Source organism: Streptomyces sp. NBC_00344 (assembly GCF_036088315.1).
Taxonomy (GTDB): Bacteria; Actinomycetota; Actinomycetes; order Streptomycetales; family Streptomycetaceae; genus Streptomyces.
In genome coordinates this window covers 6,389,513-6,409,042 of record NZ_CP107996.1, presented here as the reverse complement: position 1 = coordinate 6,409,042, position 19,530 = coordinate 6,389,513, and the positions used below count along the sequence as shown (strand labels likewise).

Here is a 19,530-nt window from a genome sequence, read left to right as displayed (position 1 = left end):
GGATTACGGGACAGCCTTTAGGCAGTGAATGTTTTTCGTTTATCGATCAAGAGCCAATCGAACAAAATTCAACCGTCCCAGTCAACGAGTATCTTCTCTGACGCCACAAAGTCACCATAGAATTCTGGCCATATCTCTGGCATATGCACCGCTCTCCATGGCCGAAATTCTTTCGCCCTCCATGCGAAGGGTGCGGCAGCCGTCCGGCTGCCGCACCCTTCGCATGGAGGGTCCCCGCCGGATGCGCCGGGACCGTGCGATCAGAGAAGCTTCCAGAGGTGGTCCGCGGTACCGCTGTCGGCGAACTGCACCACCTGGGCGCTGTTGGCCGTCGACATGCGGTCCACGCCCAGCACCTTGCCGCTGTTCTTGTTGCGGACCCGGAACCAGCCGTCACCGTTGTCGACCAGAGTCCACAGATGATCGGCCGTGCCGTTGTCCTCGTACTGAACGACGATCGCACTGTCGGCGGTCGACATTCCGTCCACTCCGAGCACCTTGCCGCTCTGACCGTTCCTGATCAGATACCAGCCGGCGCCCTTGTCGATGAGCTGCCAGGCATGGTCGCCGCTGCCCACGTTGTCGTACTGCACGACCCTGGCACTGTTGGCGGTCGACATACCGTCGACCGCCAGCACCTTGTTGCTGTTCTTGTTGAGGATGCGCCGGTAGACCGGCTCGGGGACCCAGGCCTTGCCGTCGGGCGCGGCCGTCGGGAAGGCCGTGATCCGAAGGCGAGCGGCTCCCATGGGAATCAGCGTGATCGTCTCCACCGGCGCACTGCTGCGGGCGGGGCCCTGCTGGAGCGGCGTGACGACATGCTCGTTGTCGGAGATCCACTCGGCGATACGCCGGGCCTGGGCGGTGATCCGCACCGGCCCGTTCTCCTGGGTGAAGGGATCACCCACCAGAGGTCCGTCGGCCCGGGTGAAGGTCAGCGGGCCGCCTGGTGTGAGGCCGTAGTTCCACGGTGTGGTGGCATGCACCTCGTACTCGGGAAACGCATCGGTGCCCGCGTAGCGCACGTACTTCTCACCGATCTTCAGCGAGTAGGTGAGCGGCCCGTGGTCGACACTTACGGCGCCGTGGCCGACCGGCCAGGTGCGCAGCGCCGTCCGCTGCGGCAGCCGCAGCGTGACCACATCGCCGTTGCGCCAGGTCCTGTCCACCTTCGCGAACGCCGGTCCGTCCGCCGCCGCCACCGCTGCGCCGTTGACCTTGAGTTCGGGGCCGCTGCACCAGCCGGGGATCCGCAGGTGCAGCGGGAAGGCCACATCGCTCGGCGTGGAAAGAGTGAGGCTGACCGTCTCACCGAAGGGGTAGTCGGTGTCCTCGGTGATCGTCACCGTGGTGCCTCCAGCCACCTTCGCGCGCACCGAGTTCGGGGCGTACATCGCCGCCGCGAGGCCCTGATCGGGAGTGGCCAGCCAGAGTTCCTCGTTGAAATACGGCCAGCCCATGCCGTAGTTGTGCGGGCAGCAGCGGTACTGGTCCACTCCGGGCTGGAAGGACTGCATCGCGAAGCCGTTCTGGAACTGGCCTTGTGTCTTCCTGTTGTTGTCGAGGTCGATGCTGTTCGCACTGGTGATGTAGTGGACTCCCTTGCCCTGCGGGTCCAGGGAGGCCGGCAGCATGTTGAACGCGAGATCCTCGCACCGGTCGGCCCATACGGGATCGCCGGTGATCCTGGTCAGCAGTTCGTGGCTGGCCATGAATTCCACGACGCCGCAGGTTTCGAACCCCTGTCGTGGATCGCCGAAACCCGGCCGGTAGTTCTCGTCCCCGGCGATGCCTCCACCGGGGAACTGTCCATAGGTACCGAGCACGTTGCCGTAGCCGCGGTAGGTGGCATCGGTGAGCGCGGTGTCGCCTGTGACCTGAGCGTACTGTGCCGGCTCGCGGAATCCCTGGGCGATGTTGACGTTGTGCGGGCTGGGAGTGCCCCCCGCCCAGTCGGCACCCTGGTTGTACATCGTGGCGGCGAGGTCCAGCAGGAAGTCATCACCGGTGCGGCCGTGCAGCCAGAGCGCGATGTCCAGTGCGTCACCGATGCGGTAGGAGATCCAGCTCGTCCGGAAGACACCGGCCGCCTGGGCGTGCATGAACTTCATGAAACGGGTGATGAACGGGACGATACGAGCGTCGTTCGCGTACTCCTCGTAGGTCCGCAGGGCCATCAGCAGTGGCAGGAAGGGCCAGAAGTCCGGCCCGGCGTTGAGAGAGGTGCGCAGCCTGGTCGGCCCGAAGAAGCCGTCGGACTGCTGGGTGGCGAGTACAGCGTCGATCCATTTGCGGGCGTTGGCGAGTGCGGCCTTGTCGCCGGTGGCGACAGCGAGCGGCACGTAGCCGCGCAGCCAGTACGGCACCTCCTCCCAGCCCTCCAGCTCCGGATGGACCCAGCCGGTGGCATCGAAGTCGAGGAAGTGGGAGCGCTCCTCATAGCGCCCGCACAGCCCGTCGAGCTGGAGGCGCAGTTGTCCGGCGAGCCAGCCCCTGGGGGTGACGCTGCCGGGGGCCAGCCTGCGGAACGCGTCGGGGGCCAGGGAGCGGCGGAGGGCATCGGCATCGAGGGGAGCGGCCGAGGCCACGGCGGGAAGACGGCCACTGAGGGCCACGGCGGAGAGAGTGAGTGCTCCGGACTGCAGGAAGCGGCGCCGGTTGAGCGACATGAGGGTGCTCCTGTCCACGCTGTCGTCTGTATAACGTTGTAAAGAGCGGCAGTTGGCATGACAGCATGACGTCGGCGACCTGTCCAGGTGCATGACAAAACCACCGCCGCGGCCGGCCGGCCGGCGCGACAGGGAGAGGGTGACAGGGAAAAGAAGAGCCCCGGCTGGTCGGGGGAGGCCAGCCGGGGCGGTCTTGCGGCGGTGCGGAGAGCGGTCTGCTCCGATGACGGGCCGGGACTCGGTCCTCTCCGCGCCTACATATGGATGAACGATGAACTACGCCGGGATGTTCCAGCTCAGACCATGTTTCCGATGTGAGCTGCGGCACCTCCCGGGCCGCTACCGCGCTCAGCGAGGGGTGCGGGCGACACTGCCGTAGCGGCGCTCGAAACGCTCCACCCGCCCTGCGGAGTCGAGCACCATGGCGGCTCCGGTGTAGTACGGGTGGCTCTCCGATGAGACCTCCACGTCGATGACGGGGTAGACCCTGCCGTCCTCCCATGTGAGGAACCGACCGGAATCAGCGGTCGAGTGCGACAGGAATGCGGACCCCGCGGCGCGGTCACGGAAGACGACGGGACGCGAGACGGGATGGATACCGGACTTCATGGGGGGCTTCCTTCCTGGGTTGTGTCAGCCGCGTATGCGGTGACGGCGGAGGAGCCGGTGACGGCGGTCAGCGCTCCTCACGGAACTCGGCATGCGCACCGAGCCGGGGGTCGAACTTGCGCAGCACGAGGCGGTCTCCGTTGGTGCGGCGGTTCTTGCGCGTCACATACGAGTACCCCGTGCCGGCTGTCGACCGAAGTGTCACGACCGGTCGGACATCGTTGCGTGCCATGGCGTTGCCTCCGAACGGATCCAGCGGATCCGGCGTTTTAGTGACACCGGATGTCGTTTTCATTAACTTCTCGAGAGGTGCAACAGAGGGAGCGCCCAGGCCATTCCCGGCCGCCCCGCGAAGTCTCCGGGCCCACGATCGACGAGGGCAGACCGGTTGGATACCTTCCGCGGCGGGCATTGCGAGCCATTGACATATTCCAGAGGCACCATCGCATCGAGTGTTGCCAATTGCCTTACGGGCCATGGCTCGCTGTGCAACAGTCGTTACCGGTCCTTCTGCAGCCCAGGCCGCGCCGCGCCCGTATCGGAGTACGTCATGCCGTCCCATGTGTTCGCGGACCGCCCCGCCCCGCAACCACCTGAGCGGGGCAGCGTCGACGCCCTCATCACCCGGACCCGCAGGCTGCGCGGCGACCTGGACGCGGTCCGCCGTGACGCGGTGGCCGAGGACGACGAGGCCCAGGGACGCTGGCACCGGGCTCTGTGTGATCTGGCGGTCCACCATCTCGATGATCTCGGCGCGCATCTGGGCCAGCTCAAGGAGGGCCTCCCGGCGGACACTGCGGCCACGGTCTCCGACCAAGGGCGCGGCGCGTCGTACCGCGCCCCGGCCGATCTTCCGACGGGCGCACTGCTCAGCCGGGTCGGCAGTGCCGAGTGGAACCTCCTCACCGATGAGATGAGCTGGTCCGACGAGGTGTACCGGATCTTCGGGCGGCCCCCGGAGAAGGGGCCGCTGTCCCTCGACGAGCTCCCCTCCCTACTGCGGCCCGACGACCAGTCGCGGCTCACTGTCCTGGTGACCGACTGCCTGGTGGACGGAAAGCCGATCGACGGGGAATTCCGGATCGTGCGCAGCGACGGAACGACACGGACGCTGCACATGATGGGCGAACCCGTGCTCGACAACGACGGCTGCACCGCCTCCATGTGGGCGGTGCTGCGTGATGTCAGCGACCTCCGGCGCAGCCAGCGGGCGGTGCACGAGACCGAGGAGACGCTGCAGCGCCGGCAGCAGATCATCAGGACCGAGCGCCGGGCCGCCGTCGATCTGCAGCAGGCCGTGCTGCCGAGCTGGCAGGGGCCGATGGAACTCGCGCACAGCGGGCCGGCGGCGCTGGACCTGGCCGCGCACTACCTGCCGTCGGCTGCACCCGCACTCATCGGCGGCGACTGGTACGACGTCATGGAACTGCCCGACGGCCGTTCGCTGCTCAGTGCGGGAGATCTCACCGGTCATGGGGTGAGTGCCACCTCCGGAATGGCCATGCTGCTCGGCGCGTTGCGCGGGATGGCCGTGGCCGGTATCGAGCCCGGCCGCCTGATGGGCCACCTGAACCAACTCGTGGAAGCGTCCGCGCAGCCGGCCATCGGCAGCGCGGTGTGCTGCACCTACGACCAGGTCAGCCAGGTCCTGACCTGGGCACAGGCGGGACACCCCGCACCCCTGCTGTTCCGCGAGGGAGCGGGGTGCGCGCTGACGCCGCCGAGCGGGATGCTGCTCGGCACGGCACCGGGGGCCGCGTTCGGGCAGGCCGAGGTGCAGCTCCGGCCTGGCGACGTGCTGGTACTGCACACCGCCGGACTGACACGCCGCGATGCCACGGATGAGTCTGGCCAGGACCGGTTGCTCACGCTCGCACCGCGGTTCACCGGTACCCGTACCGCACACGAGTGTCTACGGGTGATCATCGAAGAGTGCGACGAGCCGGAACGCCAGGACGACGCCTGTGTACTGGTCGCACGGGTCGGGTCCCTCTGACGACCGAGTGATGAGGGCCGGACAGGGCTCGCTAGACTCCCTCGCTCCTCGAACGCTTCGGCTGCCTGGGCAGAGCCAGCTGGATTTCCTCCCGGAGGCCCTGGATGGTCCCATGGCCGGCGTACTGGCCGGTGAGCCGGTACATCTCGCGCAGCCGGTCCCAGGTGCGGTGCGACGAGGTCTCGCCCATGGACACCAGGGCGAGACGCGCGTAGCGGTCGGCCTGCTCGGGATCGTCCGCGATGAAGCAGGCGGAAGCCAGCGAGATGTAGTCGAAGATCTTCGAGCGCTGCCGGCCGTTGATCCTCAGCTCCAGTGCGTGCTTCGCGTGGCGCTGGGCCGCGGCCGCGGCCGACGGCTCGTGCTCCGCGAGCGTGCGGAAGGCGAGTGCCTGCATTCCGTGCAGGTCCGCCTCGTCGAACATCTGCATCCAGCTCGGCGGCGGCACATCACCCCGGTCCGAGACGAAGAGCTCCTCGGCCTCGCCGAGCGTACGGCGCATCGCCTGACCATGGCCCATGGCCGCCTGCGCCCACGCTTCAATGGTGTGCAGCATGGCGCGGGTGCGCGGCAGGGTCTCCTCTCCGGAGCCGGTCTTGGCGAGCTTCATCAGGTCGAGCGCGTCGTCGGGGCGGCCGAGATGGACCATCTGACGCGCGGCTCGGGAGAGAGCTTCGCCGGCCCGCGGCCGGTCGCCGCCCTCGCGCGCCGCGTGAGCGGCGATAACGAAGTACTTCTGGGCCGTCGGCTCGAGACCCACGTCGTGGGACATCCAGCCCGCGAGTACGGCGAGGTTGGCCGCGACGCCCCACAGACGCCGCTGGAGCAGATCGGGGTGGCGGTAGGAGAGCATGCCTCCCACCTCGTTCAGCTGTCCCACGACCGCCTTGCGCTGCAGTCCGCCGCCTCGTGAGGCGTCCCAGGCGCGGAAGACCTCCACGGAGTGCTCCAGTGCCTCGATCTCCTGTGAGCCGATGGGAGCGGCCTCGTAGCGGTCGAACCCCGCCTGGTCGGCGCGGAGCGGATCGTCGATGCGAGGGGCGTCCGAAGCAAGGGCCGGATCGGTGTGTAGCCAGTCGTGCATGGCGCTGCTGAGTGCGGAGCCTGCGGCAAGCGCAGCGCCTGCGCCCACCAAGCCGCGTCGGTTGAGCATGAGGTCCATTCCCGTGAATTCGGTGAGGACCGCTGCCGTCCGTTCTGGCGCCCACGGGAGGCCGTCCGGATTCGCTGTCTGCTCCGCGTTCCCGGCGTCCTGCCGTCCACCCGCGCGCCCAGGCCGTACGAACCCGAGGTCCTCGATGGTCACGACACGACCGAGCCGCTCGGTGAACAGGGCTGCCAGCACTTTCGGTACGGGATCGCGTGGGCTCTCACCCATGTCGATCCAGCGCCGCACCCGCGAGGTGTCGGTCGCCAGCTGCTGGTGGCCCATCACGGCCGCCTGCCGGTTCACGAGTCTCGCGAGTTCGCCCTTGGACCAGCCGGCCAGGCCGAACAGGTCTGCTAGGCGGGTGTTGGGTAGTCCGGTCACGTCAAGCCCCCAGGTTCTCGGCTGATTTGACAGTAACCCTCTGTCAGATGCCCCGCGACTATTCGCCAGGGTTCGCCAGGGTGCGCCAGATGGTGTGCCACCCGCGGGCCGGTGTCAGGTAGGAATGCGCCACCTTGGCCCGGCGGCCGGACCGTACTCCCCAGGGTATGTCCCGGCCGCCGAGCCAGGGCTGCGCACGTAACTCGTCGGCACACGAAGGGATCTGTATCCCCCATGTACACAGCATCGTCCTCCGTGTCCGCCCCGCCTCGGCCGCACCGTTCTCTCCCGACAGGTGGCGGACCGTACCTCGACCCCTCCCACGCCGTAGCGGCGCTCGGCGCAGGTCGGGCCCGGCGGACGGCGGGCCCGAGTACCCAACCGCTCAGCGGGAGACTCGACTTGTCCGGCCCTCAGGGCGCGCAGCTGCGCATGGCCATCGCGTCGGTGCACCGCATCTGTCCGGAGTTCAACCCGGTGCAGGTGATGCGCCGTAGCGGCCGGTCCGTGCTGCTCGTCGGCACGACAGGGCGCACAACTGCCGTCGCCAAGTGTTTAATCGACCACTCCCCCGCCTGGTCCGAGCGGTTCCGTCAGGAAATAGCTGCATACCGTACGTTCGTCCGGCACCGTCCACCGGTGCGGGTTCCGCGGCTCATCGCCGCCGATCCCGAGAACTGCATCCTGGTGATCGAGCGGATGCCCGGACGAGCGGCGGCACTGCAGCGGCATCCCGTGGAGGCCCCGCCACGGGCGGACATCCGGTCGGTGCTGGGGGCGATCACCAAGGTCAACACCTGGCGGCCGCCGGCCGGGATGTTCGACCAGCCGCTCGACTACGCCTCAAGGATCGCCCGCTATCACGAGCTCGGTCTCTTCACCGACCGGGATCTGGGTGACCTCCAGAAACTTCTGCACGGCCTCGCGCACTCCGGCGGCCGTCAGGGCACCGGCCAGTTCTGTCACGGCGACGCACTGCTCTCCAACATCCTGCTGTCGCCTGCCGGACCGGTGCTCGTCGACTGGGAGCACGCGGGCTGGTACTTGCCCGGGTACGACCTGGCCACCCTCTGGTCCGTGCTGGGCGACGCGCCGGTGGCGCGCCGGCAGATCAGCCAGCTCGCCCAGTCCGCCGGCCCGGCCTCCCGGGACGCCTTCCTGGTGAATCTGATGCTGGTCCTGACCCGGGAGATCCGCACGTACGAGACGGCGGTTCGGCGCACCGTCCGTGAGGGGTCACCGACGGGTGCGGGCCATCAGACCCAGCCGGGTGTGCTGTCCCACGGTGAGGAGCAGCGGCTGCTGCTCCGGCGTCTGCACGACGACTGCGCTCTGGCCCGCAGGGCCGTGCGCGCGGCGGTCGGTACGCGCTGAGCCACCGGTCACGGCTACCGGCTTCCGAGGGGGAAGCGCGGTGCGCGCCCAGCGCAGACACCCTGGGCGCGCACCGCGCTTTACTGCTGCCAACGGTGAGACCGGACCTCAGCGGGTCCGGACGATGTCCACGTCAGCCGACTTGACGAATGCCACCCGGTGACCGATCTGTACCGTCACGTACGTGGTCGCGCCGGGGAAGTAGGTGTGGTCGTAGGGGTAGGAGGCATCGATCGTGGGGGCGTAGTAGTAGCCGGTGGGCGCCTCGCCACCGCCGGGGTATGCCTGGCCGGGCTTGATGGTGTACGGCAGGGGCGTGCCCACATGCGGCGCGGTGAAGTCGGCCGGGTACTCACCCTTCTCCGGGTAGGCCACGCCGTACACCGGAACCCCGGCACTGCCGGCCTTCGGCCGGACGACGTAGCCGGCGGTCGGGGTGGTGGTCCTGGTGCCTGACGGGCTCTGCAGCCACGCCTTCTGGCCGTACCACCAGATCGCGGTCCAGCCGGGCCTGCGCTCGGCCACGACTGCCTGCTGCGAAGAGCTGACCTTGCTTCCCCAGTCGGCCGCGCAGTTGGTGCCCGGCGAACCGTCGGTGTGCAGGCCGGGGTCGGAGAAGAGCGGGGCGTCGGTGGAGGGTTCGGTGTACAGCGGCACGGCGCTGGACGCCTGGGCGGGCAGATCGATCTTCTTCTCGCAGTCCCTGAAGGACTGGATGTTCTGCCGGAACACCGGGTTGACGGTGACCAGTTGGCTGCTCGGCCGGGCGGTGGGGAAGGTGGGCCTGCCAAGCAGGGCCATGAAGTAGTTCCAGTCCCAGTAGGTTCCCGGGTCCCAGTGCATGGCGGCTGTCCCCGCTGCGCTGGTGGGCGGCACGTTGTCATGTCCGATGATGTGCTGGCGGTCGAGCGGGATGTCGTATTTGGCCGCGAGATAGCGCACAAGCTTCGCCGTCGAGTTGTACATCTCGGGGGTGAACCACTTGGCACCCTCCGTCGCGACGCCCTCCTGCTCGATACCGATGGACTGCGAGTTGATGTACCAGTTCCCGGCCTGCCAGGCGACGTCCTTGTCCTTCACCATCTGGGCCACATGTCCGTCACTCGACCGGACCACGTAGTGCGCCGATGCCGCCCTGTGCGGGTCCTGGAAGATCTGAAGGGTCTTGTCGAAGGTCTCCTCGGTGTCGTGCAGGACGATGTACTTGATCTTCGTGGTGTGCGGGCGGTCGGCGGTGTCGTAGTTGCCGTACGTCTCCTTGTCCGAAGGATCACCGGTCTGCTGGTAGGCGGCGGGAACCCATTCGCAGTCCAGGGTGCGCGGACACTCCGGCCGTGTGCCCTGCGTACTCGCCTGTGCCGCTGGGCTGAGCAGCGCAAGGCTGAAGGCACTCGCTGTGGTCAGCGCGAGTGCGAGTCTGATCCTCTGCTTGGACGTCATGACAGCCCTTCTTGCCGGGAGTTGCGCCGGGTTGATCTCACGTGCCGTACGGGCGCACTCTGTGACCTGAGGTGATAGCACGTCAAGAGAGCCGCGCAGGCTGCCTGTTGAAACAGTTGTCCAGACCACTGGCATGACCGTTGACCTGCGAAGAAGGAGCGGCGACCACACTCTGGCGGAGCCGTGTTACCTGACCTTTACACCCCTGGCGTGCGGGTACAGCGGTACGCCCCGTGGCAGCGTCTGCCCGGGGCGCAGTGGAAAGGGGTGGGGACGAGCCGCAGCGAGGCGCTGTCAGCCCTGCTGGAACATCTCGGCCGGGAGCGGCTTCAGCAGCGTGTACAGATCGTCGGTGATCGGCCGGTCCCAGCTGGCGATGGTGACGAGAACATTGTCGCTGCGGTCGAACTGCACGCAGGAGATGCGGCCCTCGGAGAGCTTGAGGCGCCGCACGATCAGGAGGTTGTCCCCCTGCATCACGGGCGTGTCTTCGGCGTCGAGCACCTCGACGGGCTCGTCGTTCTCGAGTGCCGCGAGCAGTTGGGCCACCTCGAAGGGAACCTGGCCCTCACCGAGCTCCCGGGCCGGCGAACCCTCCGGCAGATTGCCGATGATCATTGCCGGACCGCGACCGCCGAAGAGGTCGTACCGCAGAAAGACACCCTGGCAGCTGCCGTCGGGGGCGGGCAGGAGTCCGGCGCCGAGGTTGCCGGGCCAGTCGCCCGGGTCCATGGCCAGAACGTCGAAGTCCGGGCCCGCTGGAGTGGCGGCGCTGCGGCGGCGGAGGAAGGACATGGAGCCATGGTACGTGTCCTGAGCCGTCCGCCGAAGCGGGGGCGGCCGGGGCTCCGGGCCGGACCCACGCGATGGATCACCGGGGAGCCGTCAGGCCTTCAGGACCCGCCGTCGCGGTTCCCGCCGAGGGCTTCGTCCAGCCCCGCCCTGTCCGTGCCGACCTTGCGGTACACGCCTGACAGCAGGCGCCCGACCGTGGCCTCGTCGGTGTCGAGCGCCGCGGCGACGGCGGACGGGGTCTGTCCCCGCACTGTCATGGTCGCCGCGGTGCGCTCCCGGGAGGTGAGCGTGTCGGTCTCGGTGGAGCGGAGTCTTCGGGGGCGCAGGCCGGCCTTCGCCAGTTCGTCGCGTGCCTGGTCCGCGAGGGCGTCGGCGCCGCACTGCACCGCATCCTCGAGGCCGCGGTAGAGGTGGTCAGCGGCCTCCTGCGGCCGGCCGGTGCGTCGCTCGTGAGCACCCAGAGCGATCAGCGCCCGGGCGAGTTCGTAGCCGGCCGGCGAGCATTCCAGCTGGGCGACGGACTCCTCGAGGAGCTTGGTGCGCTCGTTCGTCCCGCATACCTCGGCGGCGACGCGCAGTGCCTGGCCGATGGCGGACGGGGTGCCGAACTGCCGGGCACGGTTCAGCGCTTCGAACACCGTGTCACGGGCCCGCTCGGGTGCTTCGTGCATCTCGGCGACGGCAAGGTGGTAGCGCCAGGGACACCAGGCCGGGTTGCGGATCCCCCGCGGCTCGAGCCTGCGCCCCGCGGCGGAGAGCTGAGCCACCGCCTCCTTGACCTTGCCGCAGGCCAGCATGAGCTCGCCGTACACGGTCTGCGAGTCGGGGAAGGTCACTGCGGCGGGGAAGGGCTCACCGAAGCCGTACTGCTCGGCGGCCGCTGCGGCCTCTTCGACCTTCCCGCGGGCCAGCAGGACCTCGATGAGGACGCCGGTCGCATAGAACTGCACGGGCGTACGGGTGCCCACCCGCTCGGCCAGGCGCATGCCTGCCCGGACGAATTCCTCCGCCTCGATGAGCCGTCCGCGGCGGAAGCGGATATAGGCGAGCAGGGTGTACGCGAAGGACAGATGGGCACCACGCCACCCCTGGCGTTCGAATTCAGCGGTGCCTCCGGCGAAGAGCTCCTCGGCCCTGCCGGGCCGGTCGGCGTACATGAACACCAGGGCGGTCAGGACCGGTACCTCGAAGCCCCGGCTCTCGTCGGCCCAGCTCAGACCGCCTTCGAGGGCCCGCTCGGCCTGGTGCAGCGCGATGTCCGAAGGTTCGCCCCTGAGGGTGGCGTCCCAGGCCCGCAGCCCGATGATGTAGCGCTCCGTGAGATCGCGTCCGGTCAGCCGGTCGGCGAGCCTGGCCAGACGCCTGGAGCGGGCCGGCGAGTCGGGTTCGTCCGAACGGAAGGCGTCCCACATGAACTTTTCCGACTGGATCCGCAGCCGGGTCCTGGCGTCCGATGTCAGGCTCAGCTCACGGCCCAGGGTCTCGGTCGCCTCGGCGAGCCGGTCGCTGTGGGCCAGGACCTGGGCGAGCCGGTAGACAATGCCCTGCCGGATTCCGGGAGCGGCGATCGGCTCCTCGAGTGCGGCCCGCAGATGGTTGACGGTGGTGGCGGGCTCGGTGAGCAGGGAGGAGCACCCCAGCTCGTAGAGCACGCTCGCCCGGTCGTCGAACGGCGGTGGCTCCCGCAGTGCGCGTGCCAGATAACGTCGTGCCGCGTCGGGGGCACCGGCCCTCAGCATCTCGCCCGCCGCCGCCCGCAGGTGACGCACGACCCAGGGGTCGCCTTCCGGGTGCGTTTCGAGCAGGTGACGGGCAGCCGCCGGGGACCCCAGACCGGCGTCGATGACGGACCAGGCGGCCTGACCGTGCAGAGCGACCCGCACACCGTCGGGAATGGCGCGGTAGACGGCGGTGGCGATCAGCGGATGAACGAATTCCAGGGCGTCGGAACCGGTGAGGATACGCGCGTCCCGCAGCCTGTCGGCCGCGTCGGCGGCCTCCTCGGTACCCAGCCCCGCGATGTCCGCGGCCAGTTCCGGGGAGATGCCGGTGCCGACCACGGCGCAGGCCCAGGCGAACCGCACGGTGGAAGGACCGAGCCGTTCGAGACGGGCGACGAGACCGCTGCCCTTGACCGCGGCGGCCAGGTCCCTCAGCAGATGAGCACTGTCCTCACTGGGGGCCAGCCCCCGGTCATGGACCTTGGCGGTGAGCTCGACGGCCTCGAACGGGTTGCCCGCGGTGACGGCCCAGCACTCGCGGCAGAACGCGTCGTCCGCGTGCGCACCGACGCGCTCGCGCACCAGCCGGCCGACAGCTGTCGCTGTGAGCGGTTCCAGATCGATGGGACGGTGTCCGGCCCGCCCCGGCAGCCCTCTGAACTCCTGTGCATGGTCCGGGAGTTCGTCCGGGCGATACGCGACGACGAGGAGCATCGGCAGGTCTTCGGCACGGGGCGCGAAGGACGAGAGCCAGCTGAGCGACTCCGGGTCGGCCCAGTGGGCGTCGTCGAGGACAAGCACCAACGGCGCGCGCTGCACGGCGAGATGGGTGAGTACCCAGTCGAGGCCGTCGCGGAGGCCCTGGGGGTCCGGCGGCGCTCCGCTTTCTGCCGTGCACAGACCGAGGGCAGGGCCGACGATCGCGTACCAGCTGCCGAGGGAGGCCCGGAGTTGGGCATCGGACGATCCCGCGAGCTGGGGCTGGATCAGCTGGCGGGCCACGTGAAAGGCAACTTGCTGTTCCTGGTCGCTGCCCCGCGCGGACAGAACGGTGCAGCCCTGCGCCGCGGCGCGTCGCCGGACCTCGGCGAGTACCGTCGTCTTGCCCAGCCCGGCCGGTCCTGCGTATGCGAGCAGCGCACCGCGTGGCCGCACCGGTGGCTCCCCCTCGTCGCGGCGGAGTCCGGTGAGTTCCCGCAACGCCTCGTCGGCAGCGGCGAGTTCGGCTTCGCGTTCGAGCAGCCGACGTCTGATCATGGCGCACCCCCCTGCTCGGGCGTGCGTACCCGCGCGTGACGCGCCGGCGGTCGTACGTCCGTGAGAGAGCTCAGCGTACGCCGCCGCGCGCGCGGTGTGAGCTGTTGCGGAAAACCCGGACGCGGTCGCTCAGCGGGTTGGCTCCGGGACGCCGGCGTCCGCCCGGGCAGCCGGATCCTTCCGGCGTGCATGGTGGCGCGCCACCCGCGCGCGATTCCCGCGGGAAGGCTTGCACCATTCCTGGCGCGGGTGCTCCTTGAGGAAGTAGCGCACGCAACGCGGGGCGTGGCAGCGCGCCCTGCCATCAGCCGCCGGCCCGCACCCGTAGCCGGTCAGGTCAGATCGAAATCCCCGTCACGGGCGCCCAGGACGAATGCCCGCCACTCGCCCGGATTGAAGATCAGTGACGGGCTGCCCGGTTTGCCCGCGTTGCGCATCGCGATGAAGCCCTCCACAAAGGCGATCTGTACATCGCCCCGGCCCTGGCTCCCCGACTGCCAGTCCGCATGGGTGAGATCGATTTCCGGCTTGTCCCAGCCGGCAAGGGTGCGCTGAGGGGTGGTGCTCTCGGCCACGTCCGTACTCCTCCCGCGTTCGTCGTCCGGGAGCCACCCTAGCGATCGGCGCGGATGACGAACAGGCCACGACAGGACCGGCGCGGGTACTGACCGCCGGACCCTGGCGTGACCTTCGCCGCTCAGTGCCTGCCGCCGCGAAACGTCGTGCGGTAAGCACTCGGAGAGACTCCCAGCGCCTCGTGCAGACGGATGCGCAGGGATGCCGCGGTCCCGAACCCGGCATCGGCCGCAACCCGGTCCACGGGCAGGTCGGTCTCCTCGAGGAGTTGCCTCGCACGGTCGACGCGCCGCTGGGTCAGCCACTGGACAGGAGTGAGCCCGACCTCCTCGCAGAAGCGGCGCGAGAAACTGCGGGTACTCATCGATGCGCGCTCCGCGAGGGCGGCGAGGGTGAGGCGGTCACCCAGATGCTCGAGGGCCCAGGACCGTGCGCGGCCGGTCGACGACTGCTCGGGAGCGGGCACCGGACAGGGGATGAACTGTGCCTGGCCGCCCTCCCGGTGGGGCGGTACGACCGTGGAGCGCGCCACCTCGTTGGCGACCGACACCCCGTGATCACTGCGGATCATGTGCAGACACAGATCGATGCCCGAGGCCACTCCCGCCGAGGTGAGGACATTGCGGTCGTCCGTGTAGAGCACATCGGGGTCGACATCGACGGACGGATGAAGACGCCGCAGATCCCCCGCCGAGCGCCAGTGCGTGGTGGCGCGCCTGCCGTCCAGGAAACCGGCTGCCGCGAGGACGAAGGAGCCCGTGCAGACAGAGGCGAGGCGGGTGCCGGGACGGACCCGGGCGAACGCCTCGGCGAGTGCGGGCGGCAGCCGCGGTTCCGAGCGGGGCCCGTAGTCCTCGTCGGAGGCCGGAACGACGACGGTGTCCGCCTCGGCGAGCAGATCGGGGCCATGGACGACATTGACCGTGACGTCGGCCGAGGTACGCACCTCACCGGGCTCGACGGTGCAGGTCAGGACCTCGTACAGCGGTTCGCCGGCGGCCGACCTCGCCTGGCGGAACAGCTGGTGGACGATGCCCAGCTCCATCGGGAGCAGCCCGGGCCGGACGAGAACCGCCACTCGGTGAGGCTGTCCTTCGTCGGTTCCCGTGCCGGCAAATCCCATGGCGAGATCCTTGCACATCCTGTCCTTCTCGCCACTGGCCAGGTCTCGGCCCTCCGGCGCAGGGTCGGTACATGGCAGACATCGTCACCCGGCATCCGGGTCCCGTACGGCAGCGAAGGCGCATTCATCCCGCATGGTGGGTGGCCGGCGCGGCAGCACTGGCCATCGTCGCCGCCGGAGCGTTCACCACCACGGCGGGGCTCTTCGTCGGCCCCCTGCACCGGGAGTTCGGCTGGTCGCGCGGCTCGATCGGCTTCGCCGCCTCCGTGAACATGGTGCTGTACGGAATCATCGCGCCGTTCGCCGCCGCACTGATGGACCGCTTCGGCATGCGCCGGGTGGTGGGCGGGGCGCTGGCCCTGGTCGCCGCGGGAGCACTGCTGAGCACCGCGATGACCGCACCCTGGCAGTACGTGCTGACGTGGGGCGTGCTCATCGGGCTGGGGTCCGGTTCCATGGCGCTGACCTTCGCGGCCACCGTCACCAGCCGCTGGTTCGTCCGCCGCCGCGGGCTCGTCGCCGGGATTCTCACCGCCGCCGGGGTCTTCGGCCAGTTCGTCTTCCTGCCGCTGCTGTCGTGGGTGGTGACAGGGCGCGGGTGGCGGACCGCGGCCGTACTGCTCGCCCTGATCGCGGTCGCGGTGCTGCCGCCGGTGCTCGTCCTGCTTCGTGACCGTCCCGCCGGCTCCGGTCTACGGGCCTACGGCGCGCGGGAGTTGGACCACGGTCCGGTACGTGTGCGCGGCACGGCGGCCCGTACCGCGGGGGTCCTCGGTACGGCCGCGCGGACCGCCCCCTTCTGGCTGCTCGCCGCCACGTTCGCGATCTGCGGGGCCTCGACCAACGGTGTGATGTGGGCCCACTTCACACCGGCCGCCCATGACCACGGGATGCCGGCGACCACCGCGTCGTCGCTGCTCGCACTGATCGGTGTCTTCAACGTCGGGGGCACGGTGTTCTCCGGCTGGCTGACCGACCGCCTCGATCCCCGCCGGCTGCTCTCCGCGTACTACGCTCTGCGCGGCGTGACGCTGCTGTGCCTGCCGATGCTGATGACATCCACCGTCGGGCCTCCGATGGTCGCTTTCGTCGTGCTCTTCGGGCTTCTGGACGTGGCCACCGTGCCGCCGACGCTCGCCCTCTGCCGGGAGCTGTACGGCAGTGACAGTCCGGTCGTCTTCGGCTGGGTGACGACCGCGCATCAGCTGGGCGCCGGACTCGCCGCCCTGGCCGGCGGGGCGGCCCGGGACGCCTTCGGCTCGTACGACCCGCTGTGGTTCTCCGTCGGGGCGGTGTGCGGGGCGGGTGCGCTGCTGTCCCTGCTGATCGCCCGGCGTCCGGCCGCCGGACTCCCGGCGCCGCACCACTGATGCCTGCCTCAGGACCCGTCGGTCCCGCCAGGCCTGCCCGGCGGACCGACGGGATCCGTCCGCGGCCTCCCGTTCTCCGTCCCGGCGGATGTCCCGGCGGATCCCTTGACGCTCCCCCTCGCTCCTGAATTACTGATCACGAACAGATCGACCGAATGATCGGTCGTCCGGGCGGGACAGGAGTGGCCCCTATGACACCCTTGCTGGATACGATGGAGCAGCTCGGCCGTCAGGAGCTCGAAGCGCTGCAGATCGAGCGGCTGCGTGCCACCCTGCGGCACGCCTACGAGAACGTCCGTTTCTACCGGGAATCATTCGACAGGGCCGGCCTGCGCCCCGACGACTGCCGGACACTCGCCGACCTGGGCCGCTTCCCCTTCACCGCCAAGGCCGACCTGCGCGACCACTATCCCTTCGGGATGTTCGCCGTGCCGCAGGCCGACGTCCGCCGCATCCACGCCTCCAGCGGAACCACCGGCCGCCCGACCGTTGTCGGCTACACCGAGCGGGACCTTTCCACCTGGGCGGATGTGGTGGCCCGTTCGATCCGGGCAGCCGGCGGCCGTCCCGGGCACAAGGTCCATGTGGCCTACGGATACGGACTGTTCACCGGTGGTCTGGGGGCGCACTACGGGGCGGAGCGGCTCGGCTGCACGGTGATCCCCGCGTCGGGCGGGATGACCGCACGCCAGGTACAGCTGATCCAGGATTTCCGCCCCGAGATCATCATGGTGACTCCGACCTACATGCTGACCCTGCTCGACGAGTTCGAACGTCAGGGGATCGACCCGCGGACCACCTCACTCGAAATCGGCATCTTCGGTGCGGAGCCGTGGACCGAGGAGATGCGCAAGGAGATCGAGCAGCGGTTCGCGATCGACGCCGTCGACATCTACGGACTCTCCGAGGTCATGGGGCCAGGTGTCGCACAGGAATGCGTCGAGACCAAGGACGGTCTGCACATCTGGGAGGACCACTTCTATCCGGAGGTGGTCGACCCGGTCACCGGTGAGGTGCTGCCCGACGGTGAGCGGGGCGAGCTGGTCTTCACCTCCCTCACCAAGGAGGCGATGCCGGTGATCCGTTACCGGACCAGGGACCTGACCCGGCTGCTGCCCGGCACCGCACGGGTCTTCCGGCGGATGGAGAAGATCACCGGCCGGAGCGACGACCTGATGATCGTGCGTGGCGTCAACCTCTTTCCGACCCAGGTCGAGGAAATCGTGCTGCGCACCCCCGGACTCGCGCCGCACTTCCAGCTGCGGCTCACCCGGGAGGGCCGGATGGACGCACTGACCGTGCGGGTGGAGGCGCGGGCGGACAGTTCTCCGCAGGTCCGCGACGCGGCGGCGGGGCGGGTCGCGGCGGCCGTCAAGGACTCCATCGGGCTCTCCGTGCAGGTCGAGATCGTCGACCCGGAGACGCTGGAGCGATCGGTGGGGAAGATCAAGAGGGTTGTGGATCTGCGAAGCGGTCCCGGAGTTCACGTTTGAGGATCTTCCCGCTGGCGTTGCGCGGCAGCGAGTCGACGAACAGGATGCGCTTGGGTGCCTTGAAGTGCGGCAGCATCTCCCGTGCGTGCAGAACGAGTTCGTCCTCGGTGACCTGGTGCCGTGTCACCACCACAGCCGTCACGGCCTCGATCCAGCGCTCGTCGGGAAGCCCCACGACGGCCGCCTCGGCGACAGCGGGGTGGGTGTAGAGGGCGTCCTCGACCTGACGTGAAGCGACCAGTACACCACCTGAGTTGATGACGTCCTTCACCCGGTCGACCACGGTGAAGTAGCCCTCCGCGTCGCGCACCGCCAGATCTCCGGAGTGGAACCAGCCGTCCCTGAACGCCTCGGCCGTCTCCTCCGGTTTGCCCCAGTAGCCCTCGCAGAGCTGCGGCGAGCGGTAGACGACTTCTCCCGCCGTTCCGTCCGGCGTCTCCTTTCCGTCCTCGTCGACCACTCTGGCCTCGACGAAGAGGACGGGCCTGCCGCAGGAGTCCATCCGTCCCCGGTGCTCGTCCGGGCCCAGGACGGTGGCCAGCGGGCCGATCTCGCTCTGTCCGAAGCAGTTGTAGAAGGCGAGGCCGGGCAGCCGCTCACGCAACCGCTCCAGGACGGGCACCGGCATGATCGAGGCGCCGTAGAAAGCCTTGCGCAGTCCGCCCAGATCTCGGGAGGCGAAGTCGGGATGGTTCGCCAGGCCGATCCAGACGGTGGGTGGTGCGAAGAGACTGTCGGCCCGGCCGGCCTCGGCCAGGTCGAAGATCGTCGCGGCGTCCGGTGCGTCGAGGATCGTGTTCTCCGCGCCCACCGCCAGATACGGCAGCAGAAAGACATGCAGCTGCGCCGAATGGTAGAGCGGCAGCGAATGGACGGGCCGGTCGGTCTCCCTCAGGTCCAGGGCATGGATGGCGCTGACGTACTCGTGCACCAGCGCACGGTGCGTCATCATGGCGCCTTTGGGGAGCGCCGTCGTGCCCGAGGTGTAGAGCAGTTGGACCAGGTCCTCCGACTCGGGCGCGGGCTCCGGGTCGAACGGCCGTGGCGTGCCCAGTTCCGCCAGCAGCGAGTCGTCACTGTCGCGCAGCAGACGTACCGGCAGTTCCCCTGGCACACGGACGGCCAGGTCCGGATCGGTGAGCACCAGCGCGCTGCCCGACTGACCGAGGATGTACGCCAGGTCGTCGCCCGTGAGGTTCTGATTCACCGGGACGTGCACCAGTCCCGCCCGGGCGCAGGCGAGGAACCCGATGAGGTAGGCGTCCGAGTTGTGGCCGTAGGAGGCGACCCGGCTTCCGGGCCGCAGCCCGTGTCCGGCGAGTACGGCGGCTGCGGTGGTCACCGCCTCGTCCAGCGCCGCATAGGTCCATGAGCGGTTCCCGTAGCGCACCGCGGTGCGCCCGGGCACTCGCCGTGCGCTGCGGCGCAGGATCCCGTCGACTGTATTGCTGCGTGCTGCGGTCATGGCGTGATCCTGCGTTCCGTCCGGAATCAGGTCAAGGGGAACGGCTGCTCCCGGCCGGTCACGGCGATGCGGCCCGGGCGTCGTGACCGGAGCGCCACTGCGGGACGTCCG

Annotated in this window: 14 protein-coding genes and 1 pseudogene; 4 read left to right on the top strand and 11 right to left on the bottom strand. The window is 69.2% G+C overall.

Features of this window, described 5'->3' with window-relative positions:
- Positions 1–260: 260 nt before the first annotated feature.
- From OHS16_RS29075 to rpmG, 3 genes are all read right to left on the bottom strand, one after another.
- A complete protein-coding gene (locus tag OHS16_RS29075) occupies positions 261–2,669 on the bottom strand; it encodes a beta-L-arabinofuranosidase domain-containing protein (protein WP_328541028.1) in 2,409 nt (802 codons plus the stop codon).
- Positions 2,670–3,017: 348 nt separating this feature from the next.
- Positions 3,018–3,278: a type B 50S ribosomal protein L31 gene (locus OHS16_RS29070; RefSeq protein WP_328540214.1), complete on the bottom strand. Its 261-nt coding sequence runs from the start codon at positions 3,276–3,278 to the stop codon at positions 3,018–3,020.
- A gap of 67 nt (positions 3,279–3,345) precedes the next feature.
- Entirely contained in the window at positions 3,346–3,510 is a 165-nt protein-coding gene (rpmG, locus tag OHS16_RS29065; RefSeq protein ID WP_328540213.1) for a 50S ribosomal protein L33, read from the bottom strand.
- Between the two features lie 318 nt (positions 3,511–3,828).
- Here rpmG and OHS16_RS29060 point away from each other — a divergent pair, with 318 nt between their 5' ends.
- Positions 3,829–5,274: a PP2C family protein-serine/threonine phosphatase gene (locus tag OHS16_RS29060; RefSeq protein WP_328540212.1), complete on the top strand. Its 1,446-nt coding sequence runs from the start codon at positions 3,829–3,831 to the stop codon at positions 5,272–5,274.
- Positions 5,275–5,305: 31 nt separating this feature from the next.
- Here OHS16_RS29060 and OHS16_RS29055 read toward each other — a convergent pair whose 3' ends face one another.
- Positions 5,306–6,805: a DNA-binding protein NsdB gene (locus OHS16_RS29055; RefSeq protein ID WP_328540211.1), complete on the bottom strand. Its 1,500-nt coding sequence runs from the start codon at positions 6,803–6,805 to the stop codon at positions 5,306–5,308.
- Between the two features lie 234 nt (positions 6,806–7,039).
- Between OHS16_RS29055 and OHS16_RS29050 the strand changes: the two genes are divergently transcribed.
- Positions 7,040–8,179: an aminoglycoside phosphotransferase family protein gene (locus OHS16_RS29050; protein ID WP_328540210.1), complete on the top strand. Its 1,140-nt coding sequence runs from the start codon at positions 7,040–7,042 to the stop codon at positions 8,177–8,179.
- A gap of 108 nt (positions 8,180–8,287) precedes the next feature.
- Here the strand turns inward: OHS16_RS29050 and OHS16_RS29045 are convergent, their stop codons facing one another.
- The 6 genes and pseudogenes from OHS16_RS29045 to OHS16_RS29020 all read right to left on the bottom strand — a co-directional run bounded on the left by OHS16_RS29045 (position 8,288) and on the right by OHS16_RS29020 (position 15,109).
- On the bottom strand, positions 8,288–9,619 hold the full coding sequence (locus tag OHS16_RS29045; protein ID WP_328540209.1) for an N-acetylmuramoyl-L-alanine amidase: 1,332 nt from the start codon (positions 9,617–9,619) through the stop codon (positions 8,288–8,290).
- A 294-nt stretch (positions 9,620–9,913) separates the two neighbouring features.
- On the bottom strand, positions 9,914–10,414 hold the full coding sequence (locus OHS16_RS29040; RefSeq protein ID WP_328540208.1) for a hypothetical protein: 501 nt from the start codon (positions 10,412–10,414) through the stop codon (positions 9,914–9,916).
- A gap of 98 nt (positions 10,415–10,512) precedes the next feature.
- Complete coding sequence (locus OHS16_RS29035; protein ID WP_328540207.1) at positions 10,513–13,392, bottom strand: ATP-binding protein; 2,880 nt, start codon at positions 13,390–13,392, stop codon at positions 10,513–10,515.
- Between the two features lie 129 nt (positions 13,393–13,521).
- Positions 13,522–13,686, bottom strand: a pseudogene (locus OHS16_RS29030) (CGNR zinc finger domain-containing protein); the annotation flags it as partial.
- Positions 13,687–13,724: 38 nt separating this feature from the next.
- On the bottom strand, positions 13,725–13,967 hold the full coding sequence (locus tag OHS16_RS29025) for a DUF397 domain-containing protein (RefSeq protein WP_328540206.1): 243 nt from the start codon (positions 13,965–13,967) through the stop codon (positions 13,725–13,727).
- 122 nt (positions 13,968–14,089) lie between these two features.
- Positions 14,090–15,109, bottom strand: a complete 1,020-nt coding sequence (locus tag OHS16_RS29020) for a GlxA family transcriptional regulator (protein WP_443042711.1) — start codon at positions 15,107–15,109, stop codon at positions 14,090–14,092.
- Between the two features lie 53 nt (positions 15,110–15,162).
- On the opposite strand from OHS16_RS29020, the gene OHS16_RS29015 reads away from it, so the two are divergent.
- Positions 15,163–16,461 carry an MFS transporter gene (locus OHS16_RS29015; RefSeq protein ID WP_328540204.1) on the top strand — a complete coding sequence of 433 codons (1,299 nt, stop codon included), beginning with the start codon at positions 15,163–15,165 and terminating at the stop codon, positions 16,459–16,461.
- Positions 16,462–16,652: 191 nt separating this feature from the next.
- Positions 16,653–17,954 carry a phenylacetate--CoA ligase PaaK gene (gene paaK, locus OHS16_RS29010; protein ID WP_328540203.1) on the top strand — a complete coding sequence of 434 codons (1,302 nt, stop codon included), beginning with the start codon at positions 16,653–16,655 and terminating at the stop codon, positions 17,952–17,954.
- Here paaK and OHS16_RS29005 read toward each other — a convergent pair.
- A complete protein-coding gene (locus tag OHS16_RS29005) occupies positions 17,908–19,419 on the bottom strand; it encodes an acyl-CoA synthetase (protein ID WP_328540202.1) in 1,512 nt (503 codons plus the stop codon). The genes paaK and OHS16_RS29005 overlap by 47 nt on opposite strands.
- Between the last annotated feature and the right edge of the window lie 111 nt (positions 19,420–19,530).